This window comes from Streptomyces sp. NPDC048248, assembly GCF_043201875.1.
Classification (GTDB): Bacteria; Actinomycetota; Actinomycetes; order Streptomycetales; family Streptomycetaceae; genus Streptomyces.
The window spans coordinates 38,176-60,802 of record NZ_JBICZL010000019.1; the positions used below are offsets into that span (position 1 = coordinate 38,176).

Annotated in this window: 22 protein-coding genes and 1 pseudogene; 9 read left to right on the forward strand and 14 right to left on the reverse strand. The window is 70.7% G+C overall.

Features of this window, described 5'->3' with window-relative positions; translation table 11 throughout:
- Window positions 1–79: 79 nt before the first annotated feature.
- Complete coding sequence (locus tag ACGFZW_RS32310) at window positions 80–394, forward strand: hypothetical protein (protein ID WP_393896841.1); 315 nt, start codon at window positions 80–82, stop codon at window positions 392–394.
- 117 nt (window positions 395–511) lie between these two features.
- On the opposite strand, the gene ACGFZW_RS32315 is transcribed toward ACGFZW_RS32310, so the two are convergent.
- From ACGFZW_RS32315 to ACGFZW_RS32345, 7 genes and pseudogenes are all read right to left on the reverse strand, one after another.
- On the reverse strand, window positions 512–1,204 hold the full coding sequence (locus ACGFZW_RS32315; RefSeq protein WP_393896842.1) for a transglycosylase SLT domain-containing protein: 693 nt from the start codon (window positions 1,202–1,204) through the stop codon (window positions 512–514).
- A 451-nt stretch (window positions 1,205–1,655) separates the two neighbouring features.
- On the reverse strand, window positions 1,656–2,333 hold the full coding sequence (locus tag ACGFZW_RS32320) for an SRPBCC domain-containing protein (RefSeq protein WP_393896906.1): 678 nt from the start codon (window positions 2,331–2,333) through the stop codon (window positions 1,656–1,658).
- Between the two features lie 174 nt (window positions 2,334–2,507).
- Window positions 2,508–2,819 (reverse strand): annotated as a pseudogene (locus ACGFZW_RS32325) (ArsR/SmtB family transcription factor); the annotation flags it as partial.
- A gap of 176 nt (window positions 2,820–2,995) precedes the next feature.
- Window positions 2,996–3,916 (reverse strand): alpha/beta fold hydrolase, encoded by a 921-nt coding sequence (locus ACGFZW_RS32330; protein WP_393896843.1) that lies wholly within the window; start codon window positions 3,914–3,916, stop codon window positions 2,996–2,998.
- A gap of 183 nt (window positions 3,917–4,099) precedes the next feature.
- A complete protein-coding gene (locus tag ACGFZW_RS32335; protein WP_393896844.1) occupies window positions 4,100–5,341 on the reverse strand; it encodes a beta-ketoacyl-[acyl-carrier-protein] synthase family protein in 1,242 nt (413 codons plus the stop codon).
- Window positions 5,338–5,571: an acyl carrier protein gene (locus ACGFZW_RS32340; protein WP_393896845.1), complete on the reverse strand. Its 234-nt coding sequence runs from the start codon at window positions 5,569–5,571 to the stop codon at window positions 5,338–5,340. The genes ACGFZW_RS32335 and ACGFZW_RS32340 overlap by 4 nt, the downstream gene beginning before the upstream one ends.
- 349 nt (window positions 5,572–5,920) lie before the next feature.
- A complete protein-coding gene (locus ACGFZW_RS32345) occupies window positions 5,921–6,373 on the reverse strand; it encodes a MarR family winged helix-turn-helix transcriptional regulator (RefSeq protein ID WP_393896846.1) in 453 nt (150 codons plus the stop codon).
- A 128-nt stretch (window positions 6,374–6,501) separates the two neighbouring features.
- Between ACGFZW_RS32345 and ACGFZW_RS32350 the strand changes: the two genes are divergently transcribed.
- Window positions 6,502–6,912 (forward strand): organic hydroperoxide resistance protein, encoded by a 411-nt coding sequence (locus tag ACGFZW_RS32350; RefSeq protein WP_393896847.1) that lies wholly within the window; start codon window positions 6,502–6,504, stop codon window positions 6,910–6,912.
- A 73-nt stretch (window positions 6,913–6,985) separates the two neighbouring features.
- Here the strand turns inward: ACGFZW_RS32350 and ACGFZW_RS32355 are convergent, their stop codons facing one another.
- The 4 genes from ACGFZW_RS32355 to ACGFZW_RS32370 are packed head-to-tail and all read right to left on the reverse strand — an operon-like array spanning window position 6,986 to window position 11,597.
- Window positions 6,986–8,377, reverse strand: coding sequence for a GH1 family beta-glucosidase (locus tag ACGFZW_RS32355; protein WP_393896848.1), 1,392 nt, complete (start codon window positions 8,375–8,377; stop codon window positions 6,986–6,988).
- Window positions 8,374–9,267 (reverse strand): carbohydrate ABC transporter permease, encoded by an 894-nt coding sequence (locus tag ACGFZW_RS32360; protein ID WP_393896849.1) that lies wholly within the window; start codon window positions 9,265–9,267, stop codon window positions 8,374–8,376. The genes ACGFZW_RS32355 and ACGFZW_RS32360 overlap by 4 nt, the downstream gene beginning before the upstream one ends.
- Window positions 9,260–10,270 carry a carbohydrate ABC transporter permease gene (locus ACGFZW_RS32365; protein ID WP_393896850.1) on the reverse strand — a complete coding sequence of 337 codons (1,011 nt, stop codon included), beginning with the start codon at window positions 10,268–10,270 and terminating at the stop codon, window positions 9,260–9,262. Before ACGFZW_RS32365 ends, ACGFZW_RS32360 begins: the two co-directional genes overlap by 8 nt.
- Before the next feature lie 10 nt (window positions 10,271–10,280).
- Window positions 10,281–11,597, reverse strand: a complete 1,317-nt coding sequence (locus tag ACGFZW_RS32370; protein ID WP_393896851.1) for an extracellular solute-binding protein — start codon at window positions 11,595–11,597, stop codon at window positions 10,281–10,283.
- Window positions 11,598–11,749: 152 nt separating this feature from the next.
- Between ACGFZW_RS32370 and ACGFZW_RS32375 the strand changes: the two genes are divergently transcribed.
- The gene (locus ACGFZW_RS32375) at window positions 11,750–13,141 is read left to right on the forward strand and encodes an ROK family protein (RefSeq protein ID WP_393896852.1); all 1,392 of its coding nucleotides are present in this window, start codon (window positions 11,750–11,752) and stop codon (window positions 13,139–13,141) included.
- A gap of 98 nt (window positions 13,142–13,239) precedes the next feature.
- On the opposite strand, the gene ACGFZW_RS32380 is transcribed toward ACGFZW_RS32375, so the two are convergent.
- Both ACGFZW_RS32380 and ACGFZW_RS32385 read right to left on the reverse strand, forming a co-directional pair.
- On the reverse strand, window positions 13,240–15,018 hold the full coding sequence (locus ACGFZW_RS32380; RefSeq protein ID WP_393896853.1) for an amidohydrolase: 1,779 nt from the start codon (window positions 15,016–15,018) through the stop codon (window positions 13,240–13,242).
- Window positions 15,019–15,110: 92 nt separating this feature from the next.
- On the reverse strand, window positions 15,111–16,631 hold the full coding sequence (locus ACGFZW_RS32385) for an APC family permease (protein ID WP_393896854.1): 1,521 nt from the start codon (window positions 16,629–16,631) through the stop codon (window positions 15,111–15,113).
- Between the two features lie 409 nt (window positions 16,632–17,040).
- Here ACGFZW_RS32385 and ACGFZW_RS32390 point away from each other — a divergent pair, with 409 nt between their 5' ends.
- The 6 genes from ACGFZW_RS32390 to ACGFZW_RS32415 all read left to right on the forward strand — a co-directional run bounded on the left by ACGFZW_RS32390 (window position 17,041) and on the right by ACGFZW_RS32415 (window position 21,686).
- Complete coding sequence (locus ACGFZW_RS32390; RefSeq protein WP_393896855.1) at window positions 17,041–17,745, forward strand: TetR/AcrR family transcriptional regulator; 705 nt, start codon at window positions 17,041–17,043, stop codon at window positions 17,743–17,745.
- Between the two features lie 726 nt (window positions 17,746–18,471).
- Window positions 18,472–20,061 (forward strand): ATP-binding protein, encoded by a 1,590-nt coding sequence (locus ACGFZW_RS32395; RefSeq protein WP_393896856.1) that lies wholly within the window; start codon window positions 18,472–18,474, stop codon window positions 20,059–20,061.
- 3 nt (window positions 20,062–20,064) lie between these two features.
- Window positions 20,065–20,469 carry a roadblock/LC7 domain-containing protein gene (locus tag ACGFZW_RS32400; RefSeq protein WP_393896857.1) on the forward strand — a complete coding sequence of 135 codons (405 nt, stop codon included), beginning with the start codon at window positions 20,065–20,067 and terminating at the stop codon, window positions 20,467–20,469.
- Window positions 20,466–20,819 (forward strand): DUF742 domain-containing protein, encoded by a 354-nt coding sequence (locus ACGFZW_RS32405; protein WP_393896858.1) that lies wholly within the window; start codon window positions 20,466–20,468, stop codon window positions 20,817–20,819. Before ACGFZW_RS32400 ends, ACGFZW_RS32405 begins: the two co-directional genes overlap by 4 nt.
- Window positions 20,800–21,420 carry an ATP/GTP-binding protein gene (locus ACGFZW_RS32410; RefSeq protein ID WP_393896859.1) on the forward strand — a complete coding sequence of 207 codons (621 nt, stop codon included), beginning with the start codon at window positions 20,800–20,802 and terminating at the stop codon, window positions 21,418–21,420. Before ACGFZW_RS32405 ends, ACGFZW_RS32410 begins: the two co-directional genes overlap by 20 nt.
- On the forward strand, window positions 21,417–21,686 hold the full coding sequence (locus tag ACGFZW_RS32415) for a hypothetical protein (protein ID WP_393896860.1): 270 nt from the start codon (window positions 21,417–21,419) through the stop codon (window positions 21,684–21,686). Before ACGFZW_RS32410 ends, ACGFZW_RS32415 begins: the two co-directional genes overlap by 4 nt.
- 192 nt (window positions 21,687–21,878) lie before the next feature.
- Here ACGFZW_RS32415 and ACGFZW_RS32420 read toward each other — a convergent pair whose 3' ends face one another.
- Window positions 21,879–22,433 carry a hypothetical protein gene (locus ACGFZW_RS32420; protein ID WP_393896861.1) on the reverse strand — a complete coding sequence of 185 codons (555 nt, stop codon included), beginning with the start codon at window positions 22,431–22,433 and terminating at the stop codon, window positions 21,879–21,881.
- Window positions 22,434–22,627 lie beyond the last annotated feature (194 nt).

Here is a 22,627-nt window from a genome sequence, read left to right on the forward strand (position 1 = left end):
CGCTGTCGAATGGCCGCCCGGGCCGACGTCGCGGAAGGTGAGAGCGGACACCGTCACCACTCACCGTAAGGAACCGCTCATGCTCCGTCGTCGTCTGCCCGTCGTTCTCTCCGGCATCGTCCTCGCCGGATCCCTCGCCACCGGGGTCGCCTCCGCTGCCGCGCCCGCCGACGGCCCCCTGCACATCAGCATCCAACGGACCAGCGACAGTCCGAGGCACGTCACCGACAGGGAGAAGCACGCCACCACCAAGGAGAAGCGCATCATCGTCAACGGGCGGACGGTCAAGGACTCGGAGCCGCTCACCGCGAAGGAGCGGGCGGGCCTCCGCGTCGCGGGTCAGGTGCTGCGTGAGGTCGTCGGGAGCCTGCTTCCGCTGGGCGGAGCGAACTGACACCCGCTCAAAACGGCAAACTCCAATGGCCCTGACCGCAGAAGGCGGTCAGGGCCATTGGAGTTGCCAGGGGCGGGCGGCGCCCCAGGGGGCGCCGTCCAGGTGTGCGAACTCTGCTCAGTAGGCGGAGTCGACGTTGTCGATGGAGCCGTAGCGGTCGGCCGCGTAGTTGGCGGCGGCGGTGATGTTCGCGATCGGGTCGGTCAGCTTGTCGGGCGTTCCGGCCACGTGGTAGGCGTCGAACGTGGGCTGGATCACCTGCAGCAGGCCCTTGGAGGGCACGCCGTTGATGGCGTTGATGTCCCAGTCGTTGACCGCGTTGGGGTCGCCGCCGGACTCACGGATGATGTTGCGGTGCAGGCCCTCGTAGCTGCCGGGGATGCCCTTGGCCTTCATGATGTCCAGGGACTGGCGGATCCAGCCGTCGAGGTTGTTCGCGTAGGTCTTGGGGGCGGGCTTCGGAGCCGCCTTGGGTGCGGCCTTCGGCGCTGCCTTGGGCGCGGCCTTGGGGGCGGCCTTCGGGGCCGCCATCGGCTTGCGCTCGGTGGAACGGTTCGCGGCCTGCTGGGCGGTGTGCTCGGCGGCCGCCTTCTTCTTGGCGTCCTCGGCCTTGTCCTTCGGCGTGGTCGGCTGGCCGTCGGCGCTGACCGGCTGGACCGCGGCCGGTGCGTGCGAGGCGGAGGTGTCGGCGTCGCTCGGCGCCGCGGTGAACGCCAGGCCCGTGGTGGCGGCCGCGCCGGCCAGCACAGCGGTGGCGATCTTGTGGGTACGGGTGATGCGGGCGGTGCGGAGCAGGGTGAAGTTCGGCATGCGGAGTGACCTCTTCCAGGTGCGGGTGGCGGGTGGCGGCCTTCGGCGGCGCTTGTGCGACCGAGGGAGACTGCCGTGCTCGCCTCACTGGATGAGGTCGTCGGCTCGTTCTCGGCGCTACCGGAAACATTGGTAGCGCCCGTCCTGGATGCAGGCAAAGATGCCTTGTACTACCCCTCTTCGTGAGATGGGGTGAGATGCCCGAATCGGGCCGCATTTGGTGGTGCAGGGCCGGAAACCACGCCACTACCCCTCCTCGTACGTGACGTACGCCCTGTGCCCGGCATCACCTCGGCGCGGTATCGGAGCCCCGTGCGAAGTTGCCTGGCTCACACGGGCGAGAGCCCTTTCTTCCCGTCTCGCGCGTGTGACCCCAAGGGAGCGCCCCCTGCGCGCGGGCAGGGGGCGTGAGGTGAATCGCCGGACCGCCGGGATGCGGGCCCGGTCCTGGTCAGCCGTCCAGCAGTCGGGCCGCGAGGTGCTCGATCCGGTCATGCCAGGCTGCCAGGGCGGCGTCCGTGTCGAATCCCGGCGGCCCGGTCCGGGTGAGGACGAGGCGGGCGCCGTGGCCGGTCCCGCTCCCCAGCTCCCAGCGCACGGTCCCGCCCGGTGGGCAGGCGTACGCCAGCGTCGTCGGCGCCCGCACCTCGCTGACGGGCCCGGCGGGTACTCCCTCCGCGGTGAAGCCTTCCGGGGCAGGTGCGCCGGCGGTCGGTTCGCGGCCCTCGGTCAGTTCCGCCCAGACGGCCTCGGCGGGGCGTACGAGCTGCCGCTCGAAGCGGATCCGTGGACCGTCCGCGGTGTCCTCCACCACACCTCGGCCGAGGTCGAACTGTTCGAGGTACGCCTCGTGCAGTTCGCCGGTGTCGGGGGCCACGGCGGGCGCTTCGCCGTCCAGCAGCTGCGACAGGCCGGTGAGGCACAGGTGCCAGCCGGAAGCGAAGCTGGCACCGCCGAAGCGGTCGCCGAAGGTGTGCACCAGGGTGAGCAGCGAGCCCTCCCCGTCAGGGGTGATCTCCCAGCTCAGATGGTCCTCGCCCCAGGTGAAGGCGAACAGCCGGGGCGGGTCGACGTCGGTGACCGTGCCGGTCATGGCGGGCCCGCTCACTCCGGGCATGAAGAAGGTCATCGCCCCGCCGGGGGGTGAGTTCCACGGCGACCTCGGAGGGGAACCACTGGCCGATTCGGGCCGGGTCCGTGATCGCGGACCAGACCTTCTTCGGGGGATGGGCGAGCCGGCGCACCATGTGCAGTGCGGTCCGTCCGTCGGCGGTGGTGAGGGTGTCGGAGTGCGGATTCGTCGCGGGTCGTCCTCCGTCGCGTCGAGATGCCGTTCGAGCGCGTCGAGGCTTCCGGTCCACAGGTGCCGGTAGTGCGCGAGCCATGCGTCGAGTTCCGCGAGCGGTTCGGGGCGCAGCTCGTACCAGCGGCGCTGTGCCTCTTGTCGTACCCGCACGAGCCCGGCCTCGCGCAGCACCCGCAGATGCTTGGAGGTCCCGGGCTGGCTCAGGCCGAGCTGATCGGTCAGCTCGCCGACCAGATGGGGACGCTCCAGGAGCAGATCGAGGATTCTGCGCCGGCTCGGTTCCGCGAGGACGTCGAACGGTATGGGCATGGACTCAGTATCGCTCGGCGGTTATATAACCGCAAGGGCATGTAAAGGCTCATGCGGAAACCGGAGCCGGGCGACCGTGTGCCCGGGGCAATCGGATCGCCGAGCGGTACGTTCCGCACCCGGTGCTCGCTCGACGGGCGCCGACGAACTCGGCGCCCATCGCGCAAGTGCGTTGCTCAGACGCTGAGTTGGGCCTGGTCATGCGTGGGACGTGCCGGACGGGGCCACCGCTCGGGCCTGATCGGCGTGAGGCACGGCGCCGAGCTGAGGGGTCCGTCGGTGAAGAAGCGTGCCGCCAGGTCGGCCACTTCCTGGGGGCGTTCGAGCACCACCCAGTGATCGGCGTCCGGGATCGTCAGAAAGCGACTGCCCTCGATGGTGGCCGCGAAGTCGCGCTGCCGGGCCGGGGAGGTCACCGTGTCGTGCTCGCCGCTGAAGACGAGGGTCGGTACGCCGCTCAGGCCGCCGGAGAAGTCCGGACGGTCCGACAGTGCGCGCCCCAGCGCGTCGACGGCGTGCGGGGAGTGGCGGGCCGCATGCAGCATCGCGCGCCGGACGTAGCGGAAGGCCAGCTTGCGGCGGGTGACGTGCCGAGCCTCGTCCAGGCACATCAGACCCTCCGCGACCAGCGTGGCGAAGGTCTCGATGTCACCACTCGCGAGGTGGCCGGCGGCGCGTCGCCAGTGGTCCAGCTGCGCGGCGCTGATGTGCGCCGGCACTCCGCCGAGGGCGAGCCGCGCGACATGTCGCGGATGGCGCTGGGCGTAGCCGTAGGCGAGGCCCGCGCCGTAGGAGAAGCCGAAGACGTTGATCCGCGGGACGCCCAGATCCTCGATGATGCCCCCGATCGCCGCGCACATGACGTCGATGCTCGGACCCGGCGGCAGCGGGTCGGCGCTCCCCATGCCGGGCAGGTCGGCCGTGACGACGTCCGCGACCGGCCCGACATGATCTTCCATCTGCGGCCAGCCGAACATCCCCTGCAGCGCGCCACCCAGCACCATCACGGGCTCGGTGATCCGGTCCGGCTGGCGCAGCAGCCGGTAGGAATACGGCAACCCGCCCACTGACAGAGAGCGGATGGTTTCCTCGGACATGGCTGATTCCTTCTCGGGAGACCGGCGGGGACGGGCGGTGCCGAGCGGTGCGCCCGGCCCGGCCCGCCTCGGTCGGCAGGGGGCGCGGGCCGCCGCGGGCCGCCGCCGGCCGGCACCGTGGCGGCCCGCAGGGCGCGCACGCGGCCGGTTGCGATGGTGGGGGACCGGTACGCGGGTGGGGCGTCAAGCGCGCGTGAGGACGAGCGCGGCATTGTGCCCGCCGAAACCGAGCGACGTCTTGACCGCGCAGTCGAAGGTCGACCGCCGGGCTTCCGCGCGCACGATCTCGATCGGGATCTGCGGATCGGGCTCGTCGAGGTTGGCCGTCGGCGGCACCAGCTGATGCTCCAGGGCGAGCACGGTGAGCGCGGTCTCGATGCCACCGGCGGCGCCCAGGGTGTGCCCGGTCATGGCCTTGGTCGACGTCACCAAGGGGTGGTCGCCGAGCACCCGCTGCAGCATGGTGGCCTCGATGAGGTCGTTGACCACCGTCGACGTGCCGTGGGCGTTGACATGGCCGATGTCACCGGCCGACACCTCCGCGTCGGCCATCGCGGTCCGCAGGGCGCGCTCGATGCCGTTGCCGTCGGGATCCGGCGCCACCGCCGCGTACGCGTCGCTGGACGCGCCGTAGCCGGAGACATGGGCGCGGACGGTCGCCCGGCGCGCCTTGGCGTGCTCGGGGCGCTCCAGGACGAGCAGGCCCGCGCCCTCGCCGACGACGAAACCGTCACGGGCCGCGTCGAAGGGGCGGCAGGCGGCCGACGGGTCGTCGCGGCGGGTGGAGACGGCCTTCATCTGGCAGGCGCTGGCGATCAGCAGGCGGGAGAGGGGCGACTCGGCGCCGCCGGCGATGGCGATGTCGCAGGCCCCGGTGCGCAGCAACTGATGCGCGGTGCCCAGGGCGACGGTCCCGGAGGAGCAGGCGGTCGCCACGCCCAGGCTGGGGCCGCGCGCGCCGATGTCCATGCAGACGCTGCTTGCGGCGCTGTTGACGACGGTGAGGGGGGCGAGCTTGGGGGAGACGCGGCGGGCGCCGCGGTTGGACATGGCGACGTGCTGCTCGTCGTAGAAGGTCAGCCCGCCGTGGGCGGAGCCGATGACGACGGCGACGCGGTCGCTGTCCCAGGTCTCCGGGTCGAGCCCGGCATCCGCCAGGGCTTCCCGGGCGGCGATCACCGCGAGCTGGGAGAAACGGTCCATCAGCCGCTGCGCGGCGACTCCCAGCACTTCGGTGGTGTCCAGTCCCGCGACGGTGTACATGAAGTCGCAGGGCAGATCGGCGAGTTCCTCCTGCCGCAGCACTCCGCTCGGCGTGCTGTCCTGGGTGACGGAATGCCAGGTGGCCTTCGCGCCCACCCCGGCGGCGGTCACCAGCCCCAGGCCGGTCACCGCCGCGGAGAACGGCTCTCGGCGGCCCGTCACGCGACGAGTTCGCCGTCGACGGCCGCCACCAGCTGACCCACGGTGTCCCGCGAGGTCAGCGCCACCGCATCGAGGTCGATGTCCAGCTCCTCCTCGATGAGTACCCGGAGTTCTTCCAGCGCCAGGGAGTCCATGCGCAGATTGCGCAGCGGGGTTTCGTCGGTGACGTCGACCGGTGCGACTCCGAATCGTTGGACCAGCAAGGTGTTGACAACTTCTGCCGCATTCACGTGGCGCTCCTCCGCTTGTCGTAGGCGATGCTGCCAACCGCGTCCTGGGGTGCTCGCAGGCGGCTCCGGCTGGTTCGGCCACCCTTTATACGCCTTCTTGTGCACCTTCGTCCCCGAAGACTCCCCAACCGTGGTAGCTCAATGGGGTGATGAGTGCGCCGGGGTGTACGAGAGGCGCACAACTGGGGCGCGCACCGCGGAAGGCATCTGCCCGTCCTAACGCCCCGGGCCTGCGAGAAGGTACGGGGCGGACGCCCATGGACCGGGAAAAGAGGCACGTCCGGTCAGGGGTTCCGGTGCCCCGGGCTGCGCCGGGGGTGGTCGCGGCGAAGGGAGTCGGCCGGGCCTGTCAGGACTCGTCGAGCGCGGTGGTGACCCGGCTCAACAAGCCCCGCAGGGTGCGGAGCTCGTCGACCGTCAGGCCGGTGGCGGCCAGCATCCTGCGCGGTACCGGTAGCGCCTGTTCGCGGAGGTCCTCACCCGCGGTGGTGAGGTGGATGGTGACCGAACGCTCGTCCTCGCTGCTGCGCTCGCGGCGTACCAGGCCGGCGGTTTCCAGGCGCTTCAGGAGCGGGGAGAGGGTTCCGGAGTCCAGGCGGAGCTGTTCGCCGATGGTCTTGACGGGCTGCGGGCCGTGTTCCCAGAGGACGAGCATGGCGAGGTACTGGGGGTAGGTCAGGCCGAGGTCCTTGAGGGCGTCCCGGTAGACGCCGCCGAACGCGCGCGAGGCGGCGTGGAGCGAGAAGCAGACCTGATGGTCGAGGCGGAGGAGTTCGGCGTCGGGTACCGGGAGCGTGGCCATGCGTCCAGGTTAACGCGTCGCGGTCGATTGGGTTGTGCACAACTGAGTTGTGCTCAATTTAAAAATGTGCCACTGTGGGGCTCATCGGGCGGCCGGGGAACGGTCGCCGGCTTTCGAAGGGAACCGAGATGGACGCGCTGTACACCGCTGTCGCCACCGCCAATGGCCGAGAGGGCCGGGCCGTCAGCTCCGACGGGCAGATCGACCTCGCCCTGGCCATGCCCCCGGCCCTCGGCGGCAACGGCGCCGGCACCAACCCGGAGCAGCTCTTCGCCGCGGGTTACGCGGCCTGCTTCGCCAGCGCGATGAGCAACGTCGGCCGGCAGATGAAGATCGACACCAAGGACGTCTCGGTGACCGCGGAGGTCTCCATAGGCAAGGACGACACCGGCTTCGGTCTCGCCGTGATCATGCGCGTGGAGCTGCCGGACGCCCTCGCCGGCGAGACCGGCCGCCGGCTGGTGGAGGCGACCCACGACTTCTGCCCGTACTCGAAGGCCACCCGCGGCAACATCGAGGTGGAACTCGTCATCGAGTAACGCCGCCGGACCGCAGGAGAGGGCCGGCCCCCGCGATGCCGTAGGGGGGCCGGCCCTCTCCTGCGCCCGGGGTTCAGGCCGCGTGCGGGCTGGTGCGGCGCGGATGGCCGCGGATCAGTTCGGCGTAGTGCCGGCCGCTGTCCTTGATGGTGCGGCGCTGGGTGGCGTAGTCGACGTGGAAGAGGCCGAAGCGCTTGTCGTAGCCGTACGCCCACTCGAAGTTGTCCATCAGGGACCAGGCGAAATACCCCGCCAGGGGGGCTCCCTTGCGGGCCGCGCGGGCGCACGCCGTCACATGGTCGTGCAGATACTGCGTCCGCTCGGGGTCCGCGACCGTGCCTTCGGGGCGCACGATGTCGGGGTAGGCGGAGCCGTTCTCGGTGACGTAGATCTTGCGCGGTGCGTACTCGTGCGTGAGCCGCAGCAGCAAGGTCTCGATGCCACCGGCGTCGATCTCCCAGTCCATGCCCGTCCGCGGTACGTGCAGCCGTCGCACCTGGCGGGCGTGGGGCGGCGGGCCGGACGGCTCGGCGGTGACGACCGCTGGGAAGTAGTAGTTCAGGCCCAGCCAGTCCAGCGGCTGCGCGATGATCTGCGGATCGCCGGCGCGCTCGGGCAGCTCCACGCCGTACACCTCCCGCATGTCCGCGGGAAACCCGCGGCCGTGCACGGGGTCGAGCCACCAGCGGTTGGTGTGGCCGTCCATCCGCCGTGCCGCGGCGGCGTCCGCCTCGGATCCGGTGGCGGGCTCGACGGTACTGAGGTTGTTGACGATGCCCACCTCGGCGTCCGGCGCGGCGGCCCGGATCGCCTGGGTGGCCAGGCCGTGCCCGAGCAACAGGTGGTAGGAGGCGCGCACCGCCGCGGTGAGGTCCGTGACGCCGGGCGCCATCCGGCCTTCGAGGTGGCCGATCCAGGCCGAGCACAGCGGCTCGTTGAGCGTGGCCCAGTGGTGCACGCGGTCGCCGAGCTTTTCGGCGACGACCTGCGCGTAGGCGGCCAGATGCTCCGCGGTCTCCCGCTCGGGCCAGCCGCCGCGGTCCTGGAGTGCCTGCGGCAGGTCCCAGTGGTAGAGGGTGGCCGAGGGGGTGATGCCCGCGTCGAGGAGGCCGTCGACGAGCCGGTCGTAGAAGGCCAGGCCCTTGGCGTTGACCCGGCCGTCGCCGTCGGGCACGATCCGCGGCCAGGCCAGCGAGAACCGGTAGGCGCCGACGCCGAGTCGGCGCATCAGGGCGATGTCCTCGCGCCATCGGTGGTAGTGATCGCAGGCCAGATCCCCGGTATCGTCGTTGTCGATCTTCCCCGGGGTGTGCGAGAAGGTGTCCCAGATGGAGGGGGCGCGGCCGTCCTCCGAGACCGCCCCCTCGATCTGGTAGGCGGATGTGGCAACGCCCCAGACGAAGTCGTCCGGCAGTGCGGTGTAGTCGATCCGGTTGGTCACGGATGTCCTTTCCGGCTGGGTCATTTGACGGCCCCGGCGGTGAGCCCGGCGGCCAGGTAGCGCTGGAGGAGCAGGAACCCCGCGACCACGGGGACGCTGACGACGAGCGACGCGGCCATGACCTGGTTCCAGTAGACGTCGTTCTGTGTGGCGTAGCCCTGGAGGCCGACGGACAGGGTGCGGGTGGCGTCGTTGGTCATGACGGAGGCGAACAGCACTTCGCCCCAGGCGGTCATGAACGCGTACACGGCGACCGCGACGATCCCGGGCACCGCGGCGGGCACCACCACCCGCAGGAGCGCCCCGAGCGGACCGCAGCCGTCCACCGCGGCGGCCTCGTCCAACTCGCGCGGCACCGACTCGAAGTAGCCGATCAGCATCCAGATGGAGAACGGCAGCGAGAAGGTCAGATAGGTCAGGATGAGGCCGCCGCGGGAGCCGTAGAGGGCGAGTCCGGTGGAGTTCCCGATGTTGACGAAGATCAGGAACAGGGGCAGCAGGAACAGGATGCCCGGGAACATCTGGGTGGACAGCACCGTGACGGTGAAGAGCCGCTTGCCGCGGAAGCGGTAGCGGCTCACCGCGTAGGCGGCGAAGACCGCGATGACCACCGAGCAGACCGTCGCCGAGCCCGCCACGATCAGCGAGTTGGTGAAGTAGTGGGCCAGCGGCACGGTCCGCCAGATGTCGAGGTAGGGGCGGACGGTCAGGGTCTCGGGCAGCCAGTGGAAGGAGCCCGAGACATCCTCCAGCGGCTTCAGCGAGCTGCTGACCATGACGTACACCGGCAGCAGTACGAAGCAGGCCAGGGCGGTGAGGAAGATCCGGCGGGTCCGGACGAAGGAGCGGGGCGGGGCGGTGGGGGAGCGCCGCCTGGCGGCGCCGCCAGGGTCGCGGACGGAGGGGCTAGCCATCGGCGTGTTTCCTTCCCCGTGAGGTCACCAGGAGGTAGCCGGCCGTCACCAGGAGCAGGAAGAGCAGCAGCAGGACGGACATGGCGGAGCCGGTGCCGAAGTTCCAGGTGACGAACGAGGACTGGTAGATGTGGACGGAGATCAGGTCGGCGGCCTTCGGCGCGGCCTTCCCGAACAGCACATAGGGCGTGTTGAAGTCGTTGAACGTCCACAGGAACAGCACCAGGACGAGCACCTGGTTGACGGGTCGCAGCGCGGGCAGGGTGATCCGCCGGATCTGCTGGCGGATGCCCGCGCCGTCGAGGGCCGCGGCCTCGTAGAGGTCCTTGGGAATGTTCTGCAGGGCGGCCATCACGATGAGGAAAGCGAACGGCCAGGTCTTCCAGACGGCGACGACGGTCAGCGCGACGAAGCTGTTGTCGCCCAGCAGCCAGAAGGGCCAGCCGTCGGTGAGCCCGAGCTGGTCGTGCAGCACGTGATTGACCAGGCCGTTGTCCCGCTGGAACATGAATGCCCAGGTGATCACGGCGGCGTAGACGGGCAGCGCGTACGGCGTGAGGAAGACGGCACGCAGGAGCCCGCGGCCCCGGAAGTTCTCCTGCATGCAGATCGCCGCTGCGGTGCCGAGCAGCCAGCACAGCCCGACCGTGAGCACGCTGAAGGCGCAGGTGACCAGGAAGGAGCGCAGCAGCGCGGCGCCGATCGGTGCGTCGAGGTCGACGGCGACCCGGTAGTTCTCCAGCGCGTTCCAGGGGGCCGCACCCCAGTTGCCGATGAAGAGGTGGGTCAGCTCCTTGAAGCTCATGACGATGCCGATCACCATCGGCGCCAGGTGGATCAGCAGCTCCAGCAGCAGGGCGGGCAGCAGAAGCAGATAGGGCAGGCCGATGCGGCGCAGCCGTGCGGGGAGGCGCAGCCGGCGGCGCGCGGTGGGCTTCCCGCCGTCCGGCCGCCGGCCGCGACCCGGCGGTGCCTGCTCGCGAGCGGTCACGGTGGTGGTCATAGCGGGCCGCTCACTTCGCCATCTGCTGCTCGGCCTCGGCGAGCCGGGCCCTGACCGACGCGGTGGTCACCCGGTGCCCGGCGGCCGCATCGGCGAACAGGTCCTTGACGGCGGTGCCGACGGACGTCTCGAACTGTGACTCGTCGGCGATCTGGGGGAGTGGCGCGGCACTCCTGGTGAGCGTCTCGCGCAGCACCTTGGTGTCCGGCCGGCTGAACGCCGGGTCGGCCTGGGCGGCCTTCACCGGCGGGATGGCGCCGTAGGTCTTGTTGAGCAGTCGCTGCTCGGCATCGCTCGTCATGAACTTCACGAACTTCCGGGCGCCGTCGAGATTGTCGGTGTTCTTGAAGACGGCGATATTGATGCCGGCGATCATCGAGTTGGTCCGGCGGCCGGTGCCCGGGGCGCCGGAGGGCACGGGCACCGGCACCACGCCCCAGTCCTCGGCCTTCATGCCGTGCGCGGTGAAGGTGCTGGCCGCGGCCTGCCACAGCACCATCGCGGTCCTGCCCTTGGCGAAGTCCTGGAGCGACTGATTCTGGCCGTACTCGGCGTTGCCGGGCGCGATGATCCCGTCCTCGGCCATGAAGTCGACGTACTGCTTCACCGCGGCCACCGCTCCCGGTGAGGTGAAGGTGGGCTTCCCGGAGGAGTCGAAGAAGTCGGCTCCGTGCTGCTTGGCGAGGACGAATGCCTGGTGGATGTTGTTGGAGAGGTTTCCGCCCTCGGCTCCCAGGGCCCACTTGCCGTGCTTGGAGATCTTCTTGCCGTCCGCCACCAACTCATCCCAGGTGGAGGGTGGTTGGCTGATTCCGGCTTCCTTGAACATCTGCTTGTTGTAGTAGAGCGCATAGGTGAGCGAGTAGAGCGGCACGGCGGCCGGGTCCTTGCCCTCGGCGCCGGTGGCGCCCAGCGCCGGGGCGACGAACCGGTCGCGGCCCCCGATCTCGTCGAAGTTCTCCTTGTCCCAGGGCAGCAGGGCGCCGGTGGCCTGGAGCGAGGCGGACCAGGTGTTGCCGATGTTCAGGACGTCGGGCCCCTGGCCGGAGGTGGCCGCGGCGAGGATCCGGTTGAGCAGATCCGGCCACGGCACGACTTCCAGCTTCACCTTGATCCCGGTCCGCTTCTCGAACTTCCTCAGCTCGGGCCCGAGGATCTTCTTGTCGGCCTCGACGTTCGGCCCCTGGTTGGACGCCCAATACGTCAGCGTCCTGGGGGAGTCGTTGCTGCCCCCGCCGCTGGGAGTCGATCCGCCGCCGCACCCGGTGGCCGCTGCGGCGAGCGCGGTGACGGTGGCGGTGACGGTCGCGGCTCGGAGTATGCGCATGACGGATACGCCTCTCTCTGAGGAGTCCGGAGGTCGGCCATGTTCAGTTCCTGAACGGCCTCATGGCTTAACTTAGGGTGTGAGTTAAAGCCCGAGAGAAGGGCGCGTCAAGGGATCGGGCACGGGTATGTTGCGGGGAGGGAGGGAGCCACATGACCGAGCGCAACAGACGGACGGTGCGTGACCTGCGGAGGGCCAACCGCACCGCGGTTCTGCAACGGTTGTATTTCGACGGGCCCATGAGCCGGCAGGCGCTGGGCCCCGCAACGGGTCTCAGTTCAGGATCCGTCAGCAACGTCGTCGCCGAACTCGCCGAGGACGGGCTGCTGGAGGAGGCCGGCGTCGTCGAGTCCGACGGCGGCAGGCCGCGCACCCTGCTGCGGGTGGCGCCCACGAGCGGCTGCCTGATCGGCGTGGACGTCGGCGAGACCCGGGTGAGGATCGAGCTGTTCGACCTGGCGCTCGGCGAACTCGCGCGCGCGGAACTGCCGTTGACGCACCAGGGTTACGACGTCGGCCTGATCGTGCGCCATATCGCCGACGGGATCGCCACCGTGCTGCGGGCGGGGCGCGTCGATCCGGCCCGGCTGCTCGGCGTCGGGGTCGGAGTCCCCGGAATCCTCGACCGGGGTGGGCCGGACGGTGCCGTCGTTCACGGCCAGACCATCGGCTGGCACGCCGTCCCGCTGGAATCCCTGCTGCGCGAGGCCGTCGAACTCCCCGTGGGCGTCCGCTTCTTCATCAACAACGGGGCGAAGGCGCTCGGTCAGGCCGAGATGTGGTTCGGCGGCGGCCGGGGTGTGAAGGACGCGGTCATCGTGCTGTTCGGGTCCGGAGTCGGTGCCTGCATCGTCACCGACGGCGCCATCCAGGGGGGCGAACGCGACAGCGCCGGCGAGTGGGGCCATCTGACCGTCAGCGTCCGTGGCCGGCGCTGCCGTTGCGGCGCGCGGGGCTGCCTGGAGGCGTACACCGGGTCGGAGGCGCTGCTGGAACGCTGGCAGGAGGCCGGCGGACGCCTTCCCGCGGGCGCGGACGAGGAGTCGGCGGTGACCGCACTGATCGCCGCGGCCCATCCGCAGGACGCCGGCACCGCCCCCGATCCTGTGGCAGCCGCCGTCCTGGACGAGACCGCGGAATACCTGGGCGCCGGTATCTCCGACCTGATCAACCTCTTCAGCCCAGAACGCGTGCTCATCGGCGGCTGGGCCGGCCTCCAACTGGGCCCGCACATCCTCCCCGCCGTACGGTCCTACGCCGCCGGCTACTCCCTCGCCCACCCCGCCGGGCGCGTCACCATCGACCTCGGTCTGCTGGGCCCCGACGCCGTCACGGTAGGCGCCGCGACCCTCCCGCTCGCGGACTTCTTCGCGCACGGCGGACGACGCACCGCGCCGGTCACGGAAGAAAGCGTGCCGCCGCCGGCGGAGGGCTGGCGCACCGGCCTGGAGAGCCGCGTGCAGCGCGAGGGCGGGCCGGGCGCGAACCGGGCCGGAGTGTCATGGGGAACGGGGCCGGGCGGGACCGTCGTGCGGGAGGGGTAGGGCAACGTCGTTGTGGCAGTGGGCCGTTGGCGGGCGGGGGAGGGGTCCCGCCTTGCCGTATGTCCTTCCGCCGCCCCCGGCCCGCCGGCCCCCACTCCTTACGCGTCGTCGGCCGCGTACACCCGCCGTCCTCCGACGAACGTCTGCAGAACGCGGGTCACGGCGATCTCCTCACCGGGCCCGTCGAACGGGTCGCGGTCGAGGACGACCAGGTCCGCCAGCTTTCCGGGTTGGATGCTGCCCGTGTCGTCCAGATGATTGGCGTACGCGCTGCCCGCCGTATACGCGGCGAGCGCCGAGCCGAGGTCGATGCGCTGATCCGGCAGGAAGACCGGCGCCGAGGGCGGACCGTCCGGTGTCCGGCGATTGACGGCCACATGCAGCGCGGCAATCGGGTCGGGGGAACTGACCGGCCAGTCGCTGCCCGCCGCGAGGGTGGCGCCGGAGCGCAGCAGGTCACCGAACGGGTACTGCCATGCCGCACGCCGGGGCCCCAGGAAGGGAATCGTCAGCTCGTCCATCTGCGGCTCGTGGGCGGCCCACAGTGCCTGGATGTTGGCCGTGGCGCCGAGCTTGCGAAAGCGCGGTACGTCGTCGGGGTGCACCACCTGGAGGTGCGCGAGGTGCGGTCGGGTGTCCTTCAGGCCGTTTGCGCGCCGAGCCGCCTCGACCGCGTCCAGGGCCTCTCGTACCGCTCGGTCGCCCAAGGCGTGGAAGTGCACCTGGAATTCCGCGGCGTCCAGCTCGGTGACGTACCTCCGCAGGTCCCCGGGGTCGATGAACGAGATGCCGCTGTTGTCGGAGGCGCAGCCGCACGCGGTCAGATAGGGAGTCAGCATGGCCGCCGTGTGGTTCTCGGCGATTCCGTCCTGCATGATCTTCACGCTCGTGGCCCGCAGCAGCCCTCCGCTCAACTCCTCGCGACGGGCGATGAGTTCGGGAATCTGCTCGCTACCGCGTGAGCGGTCCCACCACAGGGCTCCGGTCACCCGCGCGGTCAGCTTCCCCTCCCGCCGGGCAGCCAGGTAGGCGGGGATCGGGTCGGCCGTACCGGGACCACGGCCCAGCATCGCGTCCTGCCAGGCGGTCACTCCGTAGGAGTGGAGAAGGCGCTGCGCCCGGAGCAGCCCCTCCGTCAGCTCGGTGAGGGTCGGTTCGGGAAGGAGGTCGGCGACCAGCCGCATGGCACCTTCCTGGAGCATGCCGGACGGCTCACCGGTGGCGTCGCGCTCGATACGTCCGTCGACCGGGTCCGGCGTGCGCGCGGTGAGGCCGGCGCGTTCCAGCGCCCGGGAGTTGGCCCAGCCGCCGTGGTGGTCGCGGTTGACCAGGAAGACGGGACGATCGGGCACGATGGCATCCAGGAAGCCCCGAGTCGGCATCCCGCCGGGGAACGCCTCCATGGACCAGCCGCCGCCGGTGATCCACGGCGCCTCGGGACGGGCGTCGGCATAGCAGCGGATGATGTCGCGGTAGGCGTCGGCGGTGACCGCCGAGCTGAGATCGCACTGGCCCAACTCCATTCCCCCGCCGACGGGATGGACGTGGGCGTCCTGAAATCCGGGCAGGAGCAGCTTGCCGTGCAGGTCGACGACCTCGGTAGCGGGCCCGATCAGGTTCGCGACCTCCGCTTCGTGGCCGACGGCGAGGATGCGGTCCCCTCGTACGGCGACGGCGCTCGCCCGGGTGCGGGCGGGGTCGACGGTGTGGACGGGGCCGGAGACGAACACGAGGTCGGCGGCGTTCCGTCCGGGCGCCCCACCCCGTCCACCGCGCGGGGCGGACGCGGCGGCGGACTCCGTCCCGGCCGGGGACGGGACCCGGCCCGGGGCAGTGGCAGGGGTCGCCGGGTCTCCTTCGGGGGTGCTGACGTCCATCGTGCTGCGGCTCCTTGTTCGAGGCGTGAGTAGGGGGTCTGGGGTCAGGGGGCGGGTGTCGCGGGTGTGGCCGGTGGAGCACGCGGTCACGGTCACGGAGGTCCGGGGGTGCCGGCCGCCGCTCCGTCCATCGGCAAGGCGATCGCGTCGGCGTCCGTACCGCGCCCGGTACGGAAGTACGGGGAGCGGCGTACCCACTTGGCCCAGGCGGCGACACCCAGGCCCGCCAGCACGAAGAGCGTGGGCAGCGTCAGCATGAACCAGCCGTTGTCCGGGCTCGCCTCGAAGTGGTCACTCATGGTCGCGTAGTTCCAGAGGAGAAAGCCGCCGAGGCCGAACAGCGCCAGCGCGCTCACCGCCGGGACGAGTACGTCCCGCAGCGCGCGGACCGGCCCCTCGCGCAGGCTCTCGCGGAAGCGCACCGCGCAGGCGAGAGCGGTGAGTCCGTAGTAGAGCGCCACGGTCAGGCCGATCGAGTTGACGGCGGTGAGGATCATGTCGTTGAGCTCGGGTATGCCGACGGCGAGCACGGCGAGCAGCGCGGCTACGGCCATGATCAGGAGCGTGCCGACGGCGGGCGACCCGTAGCGCGGGTGGACGCGCTGCCACACCGCACCGAGCGTGCGGTCCCGCCCCATGGCCAGCGCGCCGCGGGCGGTGGGGATGACGCTGGACTGGAGGGAGGCGAAGGCCGAGCACATCAGCGCCGCCAGCGGCAGGGACGCCCAGGGCTCGGGCGCCAGCCGGCCGCCCAGGTAGGTGAGCGCCTGCGGGCCGTTGCGAAGGAGCTCGTCCGTGCTCATCACCCGCTGGAAGGCGATCGCGCCGAAGAGGAAGAGGCCCGTCATCGCCGCCAGGGCGATCAGCCCACCCCGCGACGCGTCGGAGGAGTTGCGCGTCTCCTCGTTGACGCTGAACGCCGCGTCCCACCCCCAGTAGATGAACACCGCGAGCACCAGCCCCTGCGCCAGTGCCTGCGGGGAGCCGACCGCGAAGGGGTTCAGCCACGAGAACGAGAAGGGCTGGTCGCCCACGATCAGCGCCCAGCCGCAGAACACCAGCAATACCGCGTACTCGAAGACCAGCAGCGCCATCTGGAGCCGGGTCGCCGACCGCACGCCGGTGATGGCGGTGGCCGTGACGACGACGAGCGCGACCAGGCCGACCGCCGTGCTCACACCGGTCGACGTGGGATCGAGCCGGAATCCGAGCGCGCTGTGCAGCCCGAGCTTGTTGAGGAACTGCAGCACCACCGAACCCGTGACGGCGCCCGTGTAGGCCATGAAGACGACGTTGCCCACCAGCACCACCCACCCGGTCAGGAAGCCGGGCCAGGGGCCTATGGAGCGGCCCACCCAGGTGTAGCCGCTGCCGCAGTTCGGCTCGGTGCGATTGAGCCGGGCGTACGACAGCGCGATGCCCAGGATGGGGAGGGCGGCGAGAAGCAGCAGGCCGGGCGTCTGCCGGCCGGCGTAGGCGGCGAGCGCGCCCATGCCGATGCCGATGCTCGTGGTCGCTGCCGTGCTCGAAGCGGCGATCGCCACCCCGTCCTTCACCCCCAGTGAGCGGCGCATGCGCACCGTTCCGGGGTCCTGCTGCACTTCGGAGGGCATGGCACTCACTCCTTGACGGGCACCGGTCGGGCCGGGCCATGGGGTTCGGAGGCGCGGGATGAAGAAGGCACGGGACGGCAGAGATGACGGGCGGGACCGGGGTTGCCGGGGCGGATGTCGCCACGCCGAGCGCCGACCACCCGTTGCGTGCCCGACCTCGGCCGCACGGATCGCATCGTGCGGGATGCGGCACCGCGATCCGTGTCCGCCGATGAAACCGCCCGGTGCGAGCTTGTGTCAACGGTGTTGTCTTAACTTGGTGATTAACTGGACCACGTGGCGGCCCACAGGCCCCGGGCCCTGTTCCCGCCGTTGGGGCCGGTGGTCCCGAGGGCCTGTCCCGGTGTCCTCGCGGAGCGAGGAAGCCGGCGAGAGCCGGAGCGTGAGCAGCGTGGAGCGGAGGGGAACGGTGTCGGACGGTGAGCGGGTGCCGGCCGAGCGCAAGCGGCGCCGGCCGACCGGTTCAGGCGTGGTGCTGTCCGTCGATCTCATCGTCGACGCGGCACGGGACCTGATAGACGCCCAAGGGGCGCAGGCGTTCACCATGCGCAAGCTCGGCGCGGCCCTCGGCGCCGATCCATCCGCCGTCTACCGCTACTTCCGCAACGCCGAGGATCTCTTCCTCGCACTGGCCGACCGCCTCATCGGCGAGTCCATGGCGGACTACTCCCCGAGCGGTGACTGGGCCGCCGACCTGCGCGACTTCGGCCTTCGCGCCTATCGCTCGGCGCTGCGGCACCCGCAGATCGCAGTCTTCAGCACGGTCCGTGTGACGGGCAGGCCGCATGAGCAACGCGCCGTCGACGCCGGTATCGGTCTGCTCCTCCAGGCCGGTTTCGACGAGGCCACGGCCGTCCGGCACTACCACGCGCTGGTGGACACGGCCCTCGGCCACGCCGCCTTGGACGCCGGGGTGCTCCGGTTGGCCCCGGCCCAGCGCGCTGCGGACGAAGCGGCCTGGCAGGCGGCATACGGCAGTCTGCCGGCGGACGAGTTCCCCCACGTGCGCCGCGTACGGGACCACCTCCCGCTCATGGCGGGCTCGGCGGTCGAGCCCGCGCTCGATCTCCTCATCGCCGCACTGCGCCGCGAAGCGGGCGACCGGCGGGAGTGACGGTAGGTCCGGCCCGGTGCCCCTGCGCCGTGACGCGACCCCCTGCACGACAGCCGCCGTGCCGCGGCCCGTCGCCCCTTGCCCTGAGCATGTAGCTAATGGGTCGGTTGGTCGGCGCTTTCGGGTGTGGTGCGTCGTCATGAGGCGGCCGATCAGGCTTGGTTGGCGATCGAGCAGCTGCCGGCCCGTCGCCGGACGGGGCGCCAGGTTCGGGGGCGAAGGCGGGTCCTCAAATGAAATCTTGCGGAACCCCCGTCGACCTTCGACAGGATCGAAGTTCGACAGAGGTGCGCCGAGAGCGTGGGGCCGGCTCAACCACCGTCGGGGCGAGCGTCCAGCCGTCCGGGCAATTGATGGCGAATAGTTCGCCGCCAAGCGGACACACTGCCCATCCGGCCGCTATTCACCACACAATGCAGGAGATCGCCGCCACGGGTATCTTCACGAGGCGCAAGACCACCATGACCGCAGGCGCTCCGCGCCCTGCCGATCGTGGTGAGAACAGCTCCCCGAGCAGTCGCGCAGCACCTGCCGACCAGGTCAGAGGCCGTGTGTGACTGGAGATCAAGTATGGTTATAGTGTTATTAGTTGAATGCATTGGGGTGCGAACTCATTGTGCGAACCCGGACCGGTAAATAGGCCCGGGTTCGCACAATGAGTTCGACTGTTGTCGCCTGTGCCGCGCATCCCGTTGGTTCTGGATTTCTCCCTGATTGAGGATGCTGATGGTTCGTACTGCGTCGTCACCCGGAGGCCCCTCGACAGGCCTTTCCGCGGCGTGGTCGGTTCCCGCTGCCCTGATGGCCGTGGCCACGGCCATCATCGCGACGATCGCGCCGGCGGGAGGCAAGGCACCGGTCATCTGGTGCGGGGTCGTCGCCACGGCGCTTGTCGCCGCCGTCTCGGCCGAGACCGTCCGCCGCGGCCGTGCCGCCGCCGCACTGCGGGCCGAGCACGCCGCGCGTGAAGCGGCTCTGCTCCAGGACCTGCGCCGGCAGGAGGCCGCGACGATCCGGCTCGCCGAGCAGCATCTGCCGGCGGCCGTCGCCCGGCTCCAGGAAGGCGAGTTCGCCGAGGACGTCCTGCTGTCCGTCTCCGCCCAGGACGAGGGGCTCAGTCCGCAGTCCCAGGCGGCGCACCAGGCACTGCTGAGGTCCGTCGTCGAGGCCGTGCAGGCGGAGGAGAGCATGCGTGACTCGGCGCAGCGCGGTGTGGTGAACATCGCGCGCCGGGTCCAGGCAATCGTGCACCAACAGGCGACGGACCTGCGGGCAATGGAAGACCGGCACGGCCAGGAACCGGCGTTCTTCGCCGACCTGCTCCGGCTCGACCACGGTACCGCCCTCATCGGCCGGCTGGCCGACAGCATCGCCGTACTCGGCGGGGCACGGCCCGGCCGCCAGTGGGGCAAGGCGGTGCCCCTCTACAGCGTGCTGCGTGGCGCCATGTCCCGGATCCTCGACTACAAGCGTGTGGAGCTGCACACCGTCGCCGAGGTCGCCGTTGTCGGCACCGCCGTCGAGCCGCTCATCCACGCACTGGCGGAACTGCTGGACAACGCCACCCGGTATTCGCCGCCCAAGACCCGCGTCCATCTGACCGCGGTGGAGGTGCACATGGGCATCGCCATCGAGGTGGAGGACGGCGGTATCGGCCTCAGCGAGGAGGCGCGGTCGCGGGCCGAGGGGATGCTCAAGGAAGCACGGGCCGGCATCGACCTGAACGACCTGGGGGAGTCGCCGCGGTTGGGACTCGCCGTGGTCGGCCGCCTCGCGCAGGCCTACGACTTCAAGGTCGCGCTCCCGCCGTCCGCCTACGGAGGCGTGCGCGCGGTGCTGACCGTGCCGAAGACGCTGCTCACCACCGCACCCGCGACGGGGCGGGCGCACGGCATCGGCGCCTCGTCCGGGCCCCGGTCGGCGGACCGGCGGGAGGCCGCGCCGTCCCGGGCGGCAACCGAAGTTTTCGCACCGCGCTCCGCGTCCCCGCACGCCTACCGGAACGCCGGTGCGACGGTGGACACGCACGAGGCCGTCGAGACCGACCGGCCCGCCCCGGCACGCGCGGCCCGTACCGCGGAAGAGGCACCGGCCGCGACCGAACGGACGACCAGCGGGCTGCCCCAGCGCCGCCGCCGTCGTCCTTCGTCCGGCCAGGCGGCGCGGACCACGCCTCTGCCGGGACCGGCGGCGACGGCGCACGAGGAACCGGCGCCCGGCGTCTGGATGGCCGAGTTGCAGAGCGGTCTCGCAGCCGACAAGCCCAGGGCGGCACCTTCCCGGGCCAACAGTGACACGTCAGACGAGGGTGAGTAACCGATGCAGCAGCGCGCGGACATGGACTGGATGCTCAAGGATCTCGCGGAGAGCGTCCCCCAGACTCGCCACATCGTGGTCCTGTCGTCGGACGGCCTGTGCATGGCCCGCTACGACACGGACATGGACACCGCGGACCGCCTCGCCGCAGTCGGTTCGGGCCTGCAGAGCCTGTCCGTGGCCGTCGCCTCCGAGTTCCCGCACAGCGACGGGCGGATGCGGATGGTCGTCATCGAAGTCAGCGGCGGCTTCATGTACCTGATGGCCGCGGGCGCCGGCGCCCATCTCGCGGTCCTCGCCGACGAGGGGGTGGACGCCGGACTGGTCGGTCAGTGCATGCGTGACCTCGTCGCCCGGATCGGCGCGCATCTCACCAGCCCGCCGCGAAGCGACGGGCAGGTGCAGTGAGCACATCCGACCGGGACTGGGATGAGGGCGGGCCCGAGCGGCTCTACGTCATCACGGGGGGCCGGGCGGATTCATCGGAGCAGGCGGACCTGGACCTGGTCACCCTGATCGTGTCCCGGGAGGAGCCGCAGGCCGGCATCCAACCGGAGCTCGCCGCCATCCTCCGGGTGTGCCGGTCACCGGTGTCCGTCGCGGAGATCTCCGCTCACTTAACTCTGCCGGCCAGTGTGATCAGCGTGCTCCTCGCCGATCTGCTGGCCGACGGACGGGTCGAGGCCCGCAGGCCCGCCCCGTCGCGTACCGACATCGCACTGATAGAGGCGGTAATCGATGGTCTCCAGAAGCTCTGACACTGTCACGGAGCCTCGGAGCGAGGACCGGCTGCCGGCATCGGCCTCCTCCGCAGTCAAGATCGTTATCGTGGGCGGGTTCGGCGTCGGCAAGACCACCTTCGTCCGCTCGGTGAGCGAGATCAGGCCGCTGACCACCGAGGAGACGATGACGCAGGCCAGTGCCGAGGTCGACGACATCGCCGGCGTGGAGCGCAAGACCGCGACCACCGTGGCAATGGACTTCGGCCGGATCACGCTCAACGAAGAGCTGGTGCTCTATCTCTTCGGCACACCCGGCCAGCAGCGCTTCTGGTTCCTGTGGAACGGTCTGTTCGAGGGCGCGTTGGGGGCGATCGTGCTCGTCGACACCCGGCGCCTGGAAGTCAGCTTCGACGTGATCGGGCGTCTGGAGGAGGCCGACGTGCCCTTCGTGATCGCCGTCAACTCCTTCCCCGACGCGACCTCCTATCTCACGGAGGAGGTGCGCACCGCACTCGACCTTCCCGAGAGCGTGCCGATCGTGCTGTGCGACGCACGCGAGCGACCGTCGAGCCGGGACGTGCTGATTTCCCTGATGCGCTATCTGCAAACCTCCGCAGCGACCACACAGCCCACGTGACCGTCAACGCCCCCGAGCACGCGACGGGCAGCCCGGCGACTCCGCCGCCCGGCTGCCCGGCCCACGGTATGGCTTCGGAGGCGCTGCACCGCCTCTACGGCGCCGAGGCCCAGGCCGACCCGATGGGTGTACGAGAAACTGCGGGCCGCGCGCGGACCCGTCGCCCTGTGCTCGTCCACGGCGACACCGCCACCGACACGATCGTCGGCATCGCCACCCGGATCCCGCATCTCGGCGTGGCGCGGGCCGGGCTGGCCCGCGCGTAGCTGCGCGCCGTCGGCACCCGGTGCGGCGGGTCCGCGAGGTTGCTGCGAGCAGCGCTCCTGCTCGCAGCGGGGAGGCGCGGGCGGAGGCCGGCGAGAACAGTCGCGGGCCAAGAGCGGGCCGACGCCGTGCCGGCCTCTTCCGGCTGTCCGCCCGCTCCCGTCAGCCGCTTGTGGCCGTCCCCCTGCTCCGCGCTACTGCCGGGCGCCCGCCACGCAGCCACCGCAGTTGTAGTACGTGACGTCCCAGTGATCACCCTCCTTGTAGTAGACGTTCCCGCTGGCGGACTTCCACTTGGAGCCGCCGATGGAGGAGAACGTCCCGGTGATGTAGTTGGTCAGGCAGGTGGAGAGGCTGAAGTCGACCTTGTAGCCGTTCCAGTGGCTGTAGGTGCCGCTGGCGTGGCCGGTTTCGGTGCCCCCGGTGAGGTTGATCGCGCAGCCGGTGGCACCTCTGAGGGTGATCACGCCGTCCACAGTGGCGGAATTGATCTGGTCGAACGAGGTGCAGGTGGAGTTGTTCCGGTCCGAGCAGCCGCCGCTGGAGGACCAGGTGATGCCGGCGGTGCGGAACTTCCCGGTGGCCTGCGCGTGGGTGAGCTTGGCGAGCAGGCCGGCGTCGGGCTGCCCGGAGGCTCGGGTGGCGTCGGAGGCGGGGGAGGCGGCGTACGAGGTGGGGGCGGCGCCCATGAGGGAACCCGCCGCGAGCATGACAACGCCAAAGGCGGTCGCGGCCGTACGTCGGAACATGAGGACCTCCTGGAAGAAGGATGAGGGCTCCGAGAGTGGCCCGGCCGGCGGGGCGCGTCAACAAGGCCGCGGAACCGTCATTGGATCAAGCCTTTGGCACCGGATGAAATACGTCACACCGCTTACTGCATCTTAAAATGGGGCAAAACACATAAAAGGGCGGGCTTAGTGGTCCCTTTGGGGTGGATATAAGG